Here is a 12,688-nt window from a genome sequence, read left to right on the forward strand (position 1 = left end):
CCAACTTGCTGGAATCGCTAAATCCCGGTGCATCCCAAACCGCCAGTTGGCTATTCAGGGGCAGGAGCCCCCATGAACATGAATGTCACCAATCATCCTGCGAACACAAACCTAAAAACTTCAGATGAGAGCGATCAAGCGGAGGCAGGGACACCTGCTCCGCCGACGCGAAAGCCGAAATGGCGAATGCTGGTGCTGGGTACGATAGGGATGGTGGCGCTTGGTGCAGCGGCCTATGGCGGCTGGGAATACTGGACGGTGTGGCAATTCGAACAATCGACGGACGATGCATATGTGCAGGCCGACGTGGTCGCGATAGCGCCACAGGTGGCGGGCTATATCCAGACGCTTCTTGTCAATGACAATCAGCCGGTCAAAGCCGGTGACATTCTCGCTACGATTGATCCGCGCGACTTTCAGGCGGCGGTCGATCAGGCCAAGGCGGATGTCGCCGAGGCCGAAGCGGCCATCGTCAGTATTGCCGCCCAACTCAGCGAACAGAAGGCCCTGATCGACGAAGCGCAAGCGACGATCAATACCGACCAGGCATCGGAGGTGTTCGCTGAACAGAACAACCAGCGCTTCATGACCCTGTCAAAAACGGGTTCGGCAACAGTGGAAGAGGCCCAACAGGCAGCGTCGCAGGCCGAATCGGCGAAGGCCGTCGTAGTCAAGGACAAGGCTGCACTGGTCGCCGCGCAGAAGCAGATCGCTACGCTGGACGCTCAACAGTCCGAAGCAGAAGCAACTCTTGATCACAATCGTGCCGCGCTGGCTCAGGCCGAACTCAACCTCGGATACACGGTGCTACGAGCACCCGTCGACGGAGTTGTCGGCGCGCGGGCAGTCCGGGTTGGCCTCTACGCCCAGCCTGGTCAACTGTTGCTGGCTGTGGTGCCGCTCCAGGCGGCCTATGTCGTCGCCAATTACAAGGAGACCCAGCTCGCCAACGTCAAGCCAGGCCAACCGGTCAGGATCGACGTGGATACATTTTCAGGTATCACCGTGCGCGGCATCGTAAACAGCCTAGCGCCGGCAAGCGGTCAGGAGTTCGCCTTGCTGCCGCCCGACAACGCGACCGGCAACTTTACCAAGATCGTCCAGCGTGTTCCCGTCAAGATCACCATCGACAAGTCGGATCCACTTGCCGGTCGCCTGCTTCCGGGGATGTCGGTAACGACCACAATCAAGGTTGGACCGGCCGTTGATGGCAACCCTCCTGGGAACGCAAGCAAGTAATTCTTGGGAGGTCTACGGCGATGGCGGGCATGGAGACATCTGGAGTTGAGCGCGAGGCGGGCGCCAGCATGCGCACTTGGATCGCGGTTGGCGGCTGTATGGTAGGGGCGCTGATTGCCGTCCTCGACATTCAGATCACCAACTCCTCGCTTCCACAGATCGAAGGCGGAATCGGTACCGGTTCCGACAACGGCACCTGGATCTCGACCGCCTATCTGATCGGCGAAATCATCATGATCCCGCTGACGGACTATCTCAGCCGCGTCTTCACCTTCCGCCGCGCATTGCTCGGCAATCTCGGCCTGTTTCTGTTGTTTTCCGTCTGCTGCGCCTTTGCCACGAACCTATCGGAAATGATCATGTTCCGTGGATTGCAGGGCCTCACGGGCGGGGTGATGATTCCGATGGCCTTCACTCGCGTGTTGACGACGATCCCGCTGCGCCAGCAGCCGACGGGGTTAGCGGCTTTCGCGCTGACTGCGACCTTCGGACCAGCAATCGGGCCGACCATCGGCGGCTACCTGACCGAAAACTACGGATGGCAGTATATCTTCTTCATCAACCTTGTCCCCGGGGCGTTGATGTTTGGCTTGCTCTATCCGACGCTGGAACGATCCAAGATGAACCTCGCATTGCTGCGCGACGGCGACTGGCTCGGCATCGCATTCATGGCGGTTGGCTTGGCATCGCTGCAAACAGTGCTCGATGAAGGCAACAAGGACGACTGGTTCGGGTCACCCTACATAGTGCACTTGGCCATCCTGGCAGCCATTGCACTGACGATTTTCATCATCATCGAGTTGGTCGTCGAGAAACCCGCTGTCCAACTACGTCTGCTCGCCCGCCGAAATTTTGGATTGGGTACCCTCGCCAATATCATTGTTGGCTTCGCCCTCTATGGCTCGGTGTACGTGCTGCCTGCGTACCTGAACGGAGTTCAAGGCTACAATGCCGAGCAAACGGGCTTGGTGCTGGCCTGGGCCGGCCTGCCGCAGCTTCTGATCATTCCCTTCGTGCCTTTGCTGCAAAAGCACTTCGATCGGCGTGCCATCGTCTCCGTCGGTCTGGCTATCTTCGCAGCAAGCTGCTTTCTGAACACGCATCTGAGCTTCGACGACGGTGGTCCCCAGTTCATGATTACCAACATTGTGCGTGCAATTGGTCAGGCCGTGGTGATCGCACCGTTGATCGGTATCGCAACTATTGGAATCCCCAGAGAGCAATCAGGAGCGGCATCCGGGCTGTTCAACATGATGCGAAGCCTCGGTGGCGCAGTGGGAACGGCCACATTGGCAACGATCATCACCAAACGTGAACAATTCCATTCCAACATCATCGGCCAGTCGGTCACGCCCTATGGAAACAACGTCGGGCAGTTTCTGACGGACATGCAGCAGTATTTTATGGCGCATGGCGCCGGTGATATCGGTCATGCACATCATGAGGCCGAGATCTTGCTCGGCACGCTCGTCCAGCAACAATCCTTCGTCATGGCGTTTTCCGACACATTCTATATACTCGGAGTGCTCCTGTCGCTCGCAGTCGTCGTGGTCCTTTTGACACGAGGGCCTTCGCCGACTTAGGCTGGTTCGGCGGGGTGCCCAGGCGCTATATGGCCTGAACTCGTTGTACAACGCGGCGTTAGAACACCTTTGGCCAATGTAAACGAACGTTTGACCATCGTCGTCCGGATTGGGGCCAACAAGAAAGTACACTCCCGCCTTTTTGACTTCGGGCCATGATAGAAGACCTGCGAGCTTAGAGCGCGGTACACTTAGGACGTGACGTGTCCAGTTTATGATCTCAGCGGTCAGGATGCCCTGGGGGCCCCTCCACAAGGTGGAGCCGAACCGACTTTCCTTGCGCTCATAATTTTCCCTGAAACATTCCTAGAATCACGATTCCAATACAGCTAACGCGATTTCGTAGAGTCAATGACAATCGAACGCTGACATTTTACCCGCCGAGTTCGTATTGACAGACTCGAGTGGTTACGACGTTCTGGCAGGCAATTGCGCTGCATGCGTGGCGACTTGAGCGCGTCGTCGGCAGGTAATATCTGAAGACGTCGAGAATTTATACTTACAATCAAGAGGCTAATGGTGCCGCTTACGTGACTCGAACACGTGACCCCATCATTACGAATGATGTGCTCTACCGACTGAGCTAAAGCGGCAATCCGGCGGGCGAAGCATGCGGCCCGCGATTTGCATGGGGCTGATACAGGCATTGTCTGAAGATTTCAAGCACCCTCTTATGCCCCCGGGCAAAAAAGCTGAGCCTGTGGAAAGGCTCCCTTCAGTGGAAGGGCCCCCCTTAGTGGAAAGGCCTGTGCTTCAGAGCGCCAGCCGGGTGCGGGCGGCCCGGTATTCCGCTTCCAGCCGGTCGACCAGCTTTGCCACCGGTTCCACCGTCTTGATCGCACCGATGCCCTGGCCGCTGCCCCAGATGTCCTTCCAGGCCTTTGCGCCGCCCGTCGCCTGTTCGAAATCCATCTTCGAGGGATCGGCTTCAGGCAGATCGTCAGGGTCGAGGCCTGCCGCGCGAATGGAGGGCTTCAGGTAGTTGCCGTGCACGCCGGTGAAATAGTTCGAGTAGACGATATCGGCGGCGGCACCCTCGACGATCGCCTGCTTGTAGGCATCGGAGGCGCGTGCCTCCTCGGTCGCGATGAAGGGGGTGCCGATATAGGCCATGTCGGCGCCCATTGCTTGTGCTGCGAGAATGGCGCCGCCGGTCGCAATCGAGCCGGCAAGCAGCAGCGGGCCGTCGAACCATTCGCGGATCTCCTGCACCAGTGCGAAGGGAGAAAGCGTGCCCGCATGTCCGCCAGCACCCGCTGCAACCGCGATCAGTCCATCGGCACCCTTGCGGATTGCCGAATTGGCATGGCGGTTGTTGATGACGTCGTGCAGCACGATACCGCCGTAGGAATGAACAGCTGCATTCACTTCCGGCACGGCGCCAAGCGAGGAAATGACGACGGGCACCTTGTATTTCACGCAGAGCATCAGATCGTGCTCCAGCCGCTTGTTCGACATATGGACGATCTGGTTGACCGCAAAGGGTGCGGCCGGTCGTTCCGGATGCCCGGCATTATAATGGGCAAGATCTTCGGTGATCATTGCCAGCCACTCGTCGAGCTGGCTTTCCGGGCGCGCGTTCAAGGCCGGAAACGCGCCGATCACGCCGGCCTTGCATTGCGCCAGTGTCAGCGCCGGATGGGAGACGATGAAAAGCGGCGAGCCGATGACCGGCAGTCTCAGATTATCCCTAAGTATCGGGGGCAGGGCCATGCTTTCACCGCTTTTTGACGTTTACGAAAACGTCAATTGATTAGCAGAGCCATCGCCTGAGGAAAAGAGCGCCTGAGGAAAAGAGTGCCCGAGGAAAAGAGCGACCAAGGAAAAGAGCGACCAAGGAAAAGAGTGTGGTCTTCTTCTTGCTGCCTTTTCCCTAATCCTGTCCATTTTCACTATATCTAATGGAGAATTCGGAACGTCCGGCGCTGCTTATCCCCCGCCGATGCGCTCCGGAAGGGCTGCAAGGCTTGCGGTTTGCCGCACTTGCCGCTACCGAATTTTGACAGGCATTCAATCTTTTGGGGTTGATGCCGGCACGAAACGTGAAGGGCCCGATGTGAGCGGACTAGAAACGGCTATCAGAACTGCGCTGGATAATTCCGACCGCGACAGTGCGGAAGTTCGTGCACGCATCTATCAGTCCGCGCGTCAGGCGCTGGAAGCCGGCCTGCGCAAGCAGGATATCACCGATGCCGAAGTGGTGGCCCATCACCGCCACCGCCTCGAAACCACGATCCACACCATCGAGAGTGAAGAGCGCGCGCGCCTTCACCCGCGGCAGGGGCCTCCGGAAGTTCCGGTTCCGCCTGTTGTGGAGATCCCTGAGCCCGCCCATCACGTGGAAGAGCCCGCCTATCGTGCGGAAGAGCCCGCCTATCGCGAGGGCGAGGACGACAGCCTGGCCGTTACAGGTGAAACGCGCGGCTACAACGCCACTTCCCGGCGCGCGGACGATGCAAGCCTGGATGATGTCCACGCCAGCAGCGCCGATCAGCTGGGGGCCGCGTCAGATGGAGAGATGCGTGGAGAGACGCGCGCGACGCCGGACAGGCGTGGCGGCATGGATTTCCGCCCCGAACGGGCCGCTGTTCGCCGCAGGCCGCGCAAGTTCTTCTCGCGCCTGCTTGTCTGGTGCGTGCTGCTCGCCTTCATCGGGACGGGTGCCTGGTGGGCTTATAGTTCTGGCCTGCTGAAGACGGCGGCTGAGCGTGACACAAGCGTCGCCAATCCGCCCGCCAGCACGCAGCCGGAAGATTTCGATGGCGAGGAGAGTGCCGGCAACAGCGCCCCCTCGGATGGCGACCAACCTGCGGCGATCGACCCGCAAAACAGCTTCTCGGCAGACTGGATCGAGGTCTTCAAGCCCTCGGATGCCGACAAGATCGAGAGCGGCCCGCGTGCCCGTAAGGAAAGTGTCACTGAAACCGAAGGCCCGGCCGTCCGCCTGACCTCCCAGAGCGGCAATACGGATGGCAATGTTTCCATCACCATTCCGGCCGATGTCCTGCAGCAGCTTGCCGGCAAGTCCTCGACCATCGCGCTGACCCTGCAGTCCACCACGGACGAGCCTACACAGATCACCGTCGAGTGCGATTTCCAGTCGCTCGGCAATTGCGCCCGCCATCGTTTCAACGTCACGCGCGAAAAGTCGGACGCGCTGCTGCAGGTGCGCTTCGACCGCTCCCTGGCGCCGAATTCCCCGGGCCGGCTGATGATCAACAGCGATGTCGACGGCAAGGCCCGTGGCATCAATCTCTTTGCCGTGCGGATCCTGCCGGGCCAGTAAGTGGCCCGGTTTGCTTGGGAGGTTTATTTCAGGAAGCCGGGACCCGCGCCGATGATCTTATCATCAAGCGCACCGATCGCGTCCTTGTCCTTGCCGTCATAGTCGATGGTTTTCAGCATGTGGCGAATGAGGTTGAGCCTCGTCCGGTGTTTGTCATTGGCGTGGATCACGGTCCAGGGCGCAAACTCCGTGTGGGTTTCCTTCAGCATGCGGTCGCGCTTCTCGCTGTAGTCGTCCCATTTGGTCAATGCGGCTATATCCATCGAGGAGAGCTTCCAGACAGCGAGCGGATCGTGCCGCCGGTCATGGAACCGCTTGATCTGCATTTCCCGGCCGATATCCAGATAGAACTTGAAGAAGAATATGCCTTCGTGGGCGATGACCTTTTCCACCTGCGGCGCCTGATTGAGAAAGTCCTCGTATTGTTTCGGCGTGCAGAAGCCCATGACCGGCTCCACGCCGGCGCGATTGTACCAGGAACGGTCGAAGAGCACGAATTCGCCCGATGTCGGAAACTGTGCGATATAGCGCTGGAAATACCATTGACCTTGTTCCCGCTCCGTAGGCTTGGCGAGCGCCACCACGCGGGCAAGGCGCGGGTTCATGTGAGCCGAGGATGCCTGGATCGCGCCGCCCTTGCCGGCCGCGTCGCGTCCTTCGAAGAGCGCCATCACCCGCTTGCCCGTCGCCTGCAGCCAGAACTGCACCTTCACGAGCTCGGCCTGCAGCTTCCTGAGCTCGTCGAGATATTCGTCGTCCTTCAGCTTCTTCTTGTATGGGTAGTCGCCGGATTCCAGCGCATGCTCATCTGCCCAGTCGGGCAGCACGGGATCATCGATATCGAAGACGCGTCTCTTGCCCCGGATCTCCAGCTCCACAACCCTGCTTTCGACGTCTTCGGCCATCGTCTCCTCCTGCGCTTGATGATTTCATTTTTCAGCAGGCGAACATATTTATCATTGAAAATCAAATCCTCTGCGTAAGCAAAGCGCAATTCGGTGACGCGCGCTGCGGCTTTTCGCGCAAGTTTCTCAAATGGAAAACTTCTGTCATGAAACGCGGCTATCAGGCAGAGTTTGAATATAAAGAAAAACGAATCGACGCCGCGAGGGGCAGCTTGGAAGACGAAACGCCGTGGACAAAAAGCCTGTTGGCGCGCATCCGGCGCGAGCGCCCGGTTCTGCTGGCGACGCTGCTGAGCGCGCTTGTCGCGCTTGCCGCTGGCATGAACAAATGGATCGTGCTCGCCCTGCTGCTTGTGATGATCTTCACCTCGCTCTTCAACGAGGCGCCGGTCATCAGACACGATGTAGACGAGCCGGTCGAACCCGAGCCTGAAGTGCCTCCGAGCCGCCTGCCGGAAGTCTCCGCCACGCTGGCCGGCCTCGATATCCCGGTCATGGTGCTCTCGGAAGATGCCTCGGTGCTGTTTCAGAACCGCGCGGCCGAAAAGGCTTTCGGCGAGGTGACGCTCGGCTCCCATATATCGGCAAGGCTGCGTTCTCCCGGCGTCTTGGACATGGTGCGCGAAACCATCGCCACCAACGCCCCGAACCAGATCGAACATTCCGAGCGGCTGCCTTCAGAGCGCGTCTATATCGTTCGCAGCGCTCCTGTCGAATTCAAGGATGATGATGGCCGCAACGAGCGCTATTACATCCTCTCCTTCCGGGATATTTCCGAAATACGCCGCATCGATCGCATGCGCTCGGATTTTGTCGCCAATGCCAGCCATGAGCTGCGCACGCCGCTTGCCTCGCTGCGCGGCTTCATCGAGACGATCCAGGGTCCGGCTAAGAACGATCCGAAGGCGCAGGCACGTTTCCTCGGCATCATGTTCGACCAGACGACGCGTATGAGCAGGCTCGTCGACGATCTTCTGTCTCTGTCGAGGCTTGAGCTCAAGTCGCATATCGCCCCCGATGAGAAAGTGGATCTCGTGCCGCTTCTCGGCCACGTCAGGGATTCGCTCGTGCCGCTTGCGAAGGATGTCGGCGTCTCGATCAACCTGCACCTGCCCGACGGCAAGGTCGAAGTGCTGGGAGACCGTGACGAGCTCGTTCAGGTCTTCGAGAACCTGATGGAAAATGCCTGCAAATATGGCCAGGAAGGTGAAGTCGTCGATGTCTGGCTGAAGAATGGATCGGGCCAGCCGGTGGAGGTCAGCGTCGTCGACAGGGGGCCAGGCATTCCGGCCGAACATGTGCCGCGCTTGACGGAGCGCTTCTATCGCGTCAGCATCGAAGACAGCCGTTCCAAGAAGGGCACGGGGCTCGGGCTTGCCATCGTCAAGCATATTCTGACGCGCCATCGTGCACGGCTGATCGTTAAATCAGAGGTGGGCAAGGGAACGGAGTTTACCGTGCGCTTCTGACGCAATATGTCGCATGCAATTTTTCAACGCAATATTTTTACATTTAAAATCAAGAATTTATCTTGTCATAAATGTTTCATCGATTTGACATAAAAGGACGGTGCTTAAGGCGCTAAGAGAGTCCTGCCGATGAAAAAAGGCAATGCGAGGGCCTCTTTGAGGCCGCACTCACACAAGCCCAAATGCCGGGAGATTCAAATGAACACCTTTAAACTTACTGTTGCCGCGCTTGCTGCAACCGCCGCTTTCGCTGGCGTTGCAGTTGCTCGCGACCAGATTCAGGTTGCTGGTTCGTCCACCGTCCTGCCTTACGCAAAGATCGTCGCCGAGTCCTTCGGCGAAACCTTCACCAACTTCAAGACGCCGGTCGTCGAATCCGGCGGCACGGGCGCTGGTCTGAAGGAATTCTGCAAGGGCGTCGGTGAAGACACGATCGACGTTGCCAACGCCTCGCGTCCGATCAACAAGAATGAAGCGGAAGCCTGCAAGGCTGCCGGCGTAACGGACATCCAGGAAGTCAAGATCGGTTATGACGGCATCGTCTTCGCAACCGACTCTTCCAACCCGGACGTTGCCTACGTTCCGGCCGACATCTACAAGGCCCTCGCTGCCCAGGTTGTCGTTGACGGCAAGCTCGTCGCCAACCCCTACAAGAAGTGGTCTGAAGTCAACCCGAAGCTTCCGGCTGTTGATATCGCTGCCTATATCCCGGGCGAAAAGCACGGCACGCGCGAAGTCTTCGAACAGAACGTTCTCGCCGCCGGCTGCAAGGCTTCCGGCGCTCAGGAAGTCATCGCCAAGGAAATCGCCGACAAGGCTGCCCAGGGCAAGGCTTGCGTCGCAGTTCGCAAGGACGGTGCTGCTGTCGACATCGACGGCGACTATCCGGAAACGCTGGCACGCATCGCTGCCAACAAGACCGGCGTTGGCGTATTCGGTCTCTCCTTCTACGAAAACAACGCTGACAAGCTCAAGGTTGCGACCATGAGCGGCATCGTTCCGTCGACGGAAACGATTTCCAACGGCACCTACCCGGTTTCCCGTCCGCTGTTCTTCTATGTCAAGAAGGCACATCTGGGCGCCGTTCCGGGCCTGAAGGAATATGTCAACTTCTTCGTATCCGACCAGATGATCGGCCCTGACAGCCCGCTCGTCGAATACGGTCTCGTTGCTGCTCCGGATGCAGAGCGCGAAGCGATCCGTAAGGCCGTAGAGGCCGGCAAGACCATGTAATGACTTTGCCGGCGCGACGCTCGGGGGCGTCGCGCCGGCATCACCTTATCCGCCCGGCTCCATTGGGGTGCCGGGCGGATGAACTTCTTCTCCATGATATTGAAGCCGATGGCACGCTCCTGGAGCTGCCTGGCTCTTTGGGGGCTGTGGGCCTGGGGACGTAACGAATGAGCACATCCATCATACTCTTGTGCCTGGTAGTGATCGGCGCCGTTGCCTATGTGGCTGCGCGCAGCCGCGCGATGGCGCTTTCCGGAGGCAGGTCTTCTGCCCTGCATTCGCGGCCGGCCTATTATGGCTCCTATGCCGCGATCTGGGCTGTTCTGCCTTCCCTGATCGTTCTGTTTGCCTGGCTGGCTATCAGCCCGGGCATCATCTCTTCCTCCGTTCGCGGCGCCTTTCCTGACGACGTGAAGGCGCAACCGGTCGTCCAGCAGGACCTCGCCTACAGCATGGTCGCCACGGTTGCCCGCGGCATGAACCTGCTGACCTCGGATGAGGTTTCCTCCTTGTCGAGCAATCCTGCGGGTCTGCAGGCAAAGCTCAGCGAGAAGGGCGTACCGCTCGCCGGCGAGCCGCAGCCCTACATGATCGCTGCCGCAAAGACCCTGAACTCGGAGAGCATGACGAGCCGCGTCATCATGACGGCGATCGTGCTGCTCATATCTGTCGCAGGTGCTTTCTATGCGCTGCGCTCCGTTGCTCCGCGCTTCCGTGCCCGCAACCGTGTCGAGCGCGTTATGCTCTGGGCGCTGCTCGTTGCATCCTCCATCGCCATTCTGACGACGATCGGCATCGTGCTCTCGATGCTGACAGAAGCGAGCCGCTTCTTCGCCGTCGTTCCCTTCGTCGACTTCTTCTTCGGAACGGTCTGGGATCCGCGTTTTGCCGGTGCGGGCAGCTCCTCCTTCGGCCAGTTCGGGCTCATCCCACTCCTGCTCGGCACGCTCTATATCGGCCTGGTCGCCATGCTGGTCGCCGTGCCGGTCGGCCTCTTTGCCGCCATCTACATGGCCGAGTATGCTTCTTCGAGAGTGCGCTCGATCGCCAAGCCGCTTCTCGAAGTGCTCGCCGGCATTCCGACGATCGTCTATGGCTTCTTTGCACTCGTCACCGTCGGGCCGTTCCTGCGTGATTTCTCGGCGCAGATCAGCGGTCTTTTGAGCGGCAGCTATACGAACTTCATCCAGGCACAGAGCGTCATCACCGCAGGCATCGTCATGGGCATCATGCTGATCCCTTACGTTTCCTCGCTGTCGGACGATATCATCACCGCAGTTCCGCGGGCACTGCGTGACGGCTCGCTCGGTCTCGGCGCCACACGCTCCGAAACCATCAAAAAGGTGGTCTTGCCCGCAGCCCTTCCCGGTATCGTCGGCGCGCTGCTGATGACCGCTTCGCGTGCCATCGGTGAAACCATGATCGTGGTTCTGGCCGCCGGTGTCGCCGCCCGTATCCAGATCAATCCCTTCGAGCCGATGACGACAGTGACCGTCAAGATCGTCAACCAGCTGACCGGCGACCTTGAGTTCACCTCGCCGCAGACGCTGGTTGCCTTCGCACTTGGCATCACGCTGTTCTGCATCACGCTTTGCCTCAACATCTACGCGCTCTATATCGTGCGCAAATATCGGGAGCAGTACGAATGACGAATATTGTTTCCCCCGTCGCCGGCGTTACCGTTTCTAAGGCGCCCGCGCGTCGCGATATCGGCATCAAGCGTCGCTACGCTGCCGAGCGCCGGTTCCAGGCCTATGGCATCGCAGCCATAGCATTCGGCCTCGTCTTCCTCTTCATTCTGCTTTGGACGGTCATCAGCAACGGCTATACGGCCTTCCTACAGACGTCGATCACCCTGCCGATCGAATTCTCCGAGAAGACGATCGACCCGGACAACAAGCGTGCAACCGACCCTTCGGTGCTGGTCGCTGCCAACTATCCGGTTCTGCTACGCGACGCGATCGTCAAGCAGCTCGGCATCAATGCCGCAAGCCGTCCTGACGTGCGCGATGCATCCGCCATGCTGTCCAAGGGGGCGCCCATTCAGCTGCGCGACATGGTCGTTGCCGACCCGTCGATCATTGGCAAGACCGTCAATATTACAGTGCTTGCAGATGCCAATATCGACAGCGCCAACAAGGGCCAGATCAATCTTTCGGTCGATGAGAAGAACCGTAAGGTCAACGACAAGCAGGTTGCCTGGATGAATGAGCTGAAGGCGAGCGGTGCTCTCCACAAGACGTTCAACACCGGCCTCTTCGTCAACGGCAATTCCAGCCGTCCGGAAGCCGCAGGTCTCGGCGTCGCCCTCATCGGCTCGCTCTACCTGATGCTGATCGTTCTCGTGCTTTCGCTGCCGATCGGCGTCGCTGCCTCGATTTACCTTGAGGAATTCGCGCCGAAGAACAAGCTGACGGACCTGATCGAGGTCAATATCAACAACCTCGCCGCCGTCCCGTCGATCGTCTACGGTCTGCTCGGCCTGTCGGTCTTCATCAACTTCGCCGGCCTGCCGCGTTCGGCACCGCTGGTCGGCGGCCTGGTGCTGACGCTGATGACGCTGCCGACGATCATCATCGCCACGCGTGCAGCGCTCCGTGCCGTGCCGCCGTCGATCCGCGCGGCTGCCCTCGGCCTCGGCGCCTCGAAGATGCAGATGGTGTTTCACCACGTGCTGCCGCTTGCAATGCCCGGCATCCTGACCGGCACGATCATCGGCCTTGCCCACGCACTCGGCGAAACTGCGCCGCTGCTGCTGATCGGCATGGTCGCCTTCGTCGCCCAGGCGCCGAGCAGTCCACTCGATCCCTCCACGGCGCTTCCGGTTCAGGTCTACATGTGGGCCAACGAAGCCGAGCGCGCATTCGTGGAAAGAACCTCGGGTGCCATTATCGTCCTGCTCCTGTTCCTGATCGTCATGAACATGGGAGCTATCCTCTTGCGTCGTCGCTTTGAGCGCCGCTGGTAAACGGA

The 12,688-nt window shown here is 59.4% G+C and carries 9 protein-coding genes and 1 tRNA gene; 7 read left to right on the forward strand and 3 right to left on the reverse strand.

All coding sequences use genetic code 11. The features are described 5' to 3' along the window. Positions 1–72: 72 nt before the first annotated feature. Positions 73–1,239, forward strand: a complete 1,167-nt coding sequence (locus AB8B33_RS00710; RefSeq protein WP_439014012.1) for an HlyD family secretion protein — start codon at positions 73–75, stop codon at positions 1,237–1,239. Between the two features lie 20 nt (positions 1,240–1,259). After that, the gene (locus AB8B33_RS00715) at positions 1,260–2,822 is read left to right on the forward strand and encodes a DHA2 family efflux MFS transporter permease subunit (protein WP_439014013.1); all 1,563 of its coding nucleotides are present in this window, start codon (positions 1,260–1,262) and stop codon (positions 2,820–2,822) included. A gap of 517 nt (positions 2,823–3,339) precedes the next feature. On the opposite strand, the gene AB8B33_RS00720 is transcribed toward AB8B33_RS00715, so the two are convergent. Continuing rightward, a tRNA-Thr gene (locus tag AB8B33_RS00720) sits at positions 3,340–3,415 on the reverse strand. A 160-nt stretch (positions 3,416–3,575) separates the two neighbouring features. Continuing rightward, positions 3,576–4,535 (reverse strand): NAD(P)H-dependent flavin oxidoreductase, encoded by a 960-nt coding sequence (locus AB8B33_RS00725; RefSeq protein ID WP_439014014.1) that lies wholly within the window; start codon positions 4,533–4,535, stop codon positions 3,576–3,578. A 343-nt stretch (positions 4,536–4,878) separates the two neighbouring features. On the opposite strand from AB8B33_RS00725, the gene AB8B33_RS00730 reads away from it, so the two are divergent. Beyond that, positions 4,879–6,108, forward strand: a complete 1,230-nt coding sequence (locus tag AB8B33_RS00730) for a hypothetical protein (protein ID WP_439014016.1) — start codon at positions 4,879–4,881, stop codon at positions 6,106–6,108. A gap of 23 nt (positions 6,109–6,131) precedes the next feature. On the opposite strand, the gene ppk2 is transcribed toward AB8B33_RS00730, so the two are convergent. Beyond that, positions 6,132–7,013, reverse strand: coding sequence for a polyphosphate kinase 2 (ppk2, locus tag AB8B33_RS00735; RefSeq protein ID WP_439014017.1), 882 nt, complete (start codon positions 7,011–7,013; stop codon positions 6,132–6,134). Positions 7,014–7,258: 245 nt separating this feature from the next. On the opposite strand from ppk2, the gene phoR reads away from it, so the two are divergent. The 4 genes from phoR (at position 7,259) to pstA (ending at position 12,683) form a co-directional block, all read left to right on the forward strand. Further along, positions 7,259–8,482, forward strand: coding sequence for a phosphate regulon sensor histidine kinase PhoR (gene phoR / locus AB8B33_RS00740; RefSeq protein WP_439017167.1), 1,224 nt, complete (start codon positions 7,259–7,261; stop codon positions 8,480–8,482). Positions 8,483–8,680: 198 nt separating this feature from the next. Then, entirely contained in the window at positions 8,681–9,715 is a 1,035-nt protein-coding gene (locus tag AB8B33_RS00745; protein WP_439014018.1) for a substrate-binding domain-containing protein, read from the forward strand. A gap of 167 nt (positions 9,716–9,882) precedes the next feature. Next, positions 9,883–11,364, forward strand: a complete 1,482-nt coding sequence (gene pstC, locus AB8B33_RS00750) for a phosphate ABC transporter permease subunit PstC (protein ID WP_439014019.1) — start codon at positions 9,883–9,885, stop codon at positions 11,362–11,364. Further along, positions 11,361–12,683 (forward strand): phosphate ABC transporter permease PstA, encoded by a 1,323-nt coding sequence (gene pstA / locus AB8B33_RS00755; protein WP_113322920.1) that lies wholly within the window; start codon positions 11,361–11,363, stop codon positions 12,681–12,683. Before pstC ends, pstA begins: the two co-directional genes overlap by 4 nt. Positions 12,684–12,688 lie beyond the last annotated feature (5 nt).

It is taken from the genome of Rhizobium sp. 768_B6_N1_8 (assembly GCF_051811225.1).
Classification (GTDB): domain Bacteria; phylum Pseudomonadota; class Alphaproteobacteria; order Rhizobiales; family Rhizobiaceae; genus Rhizobium.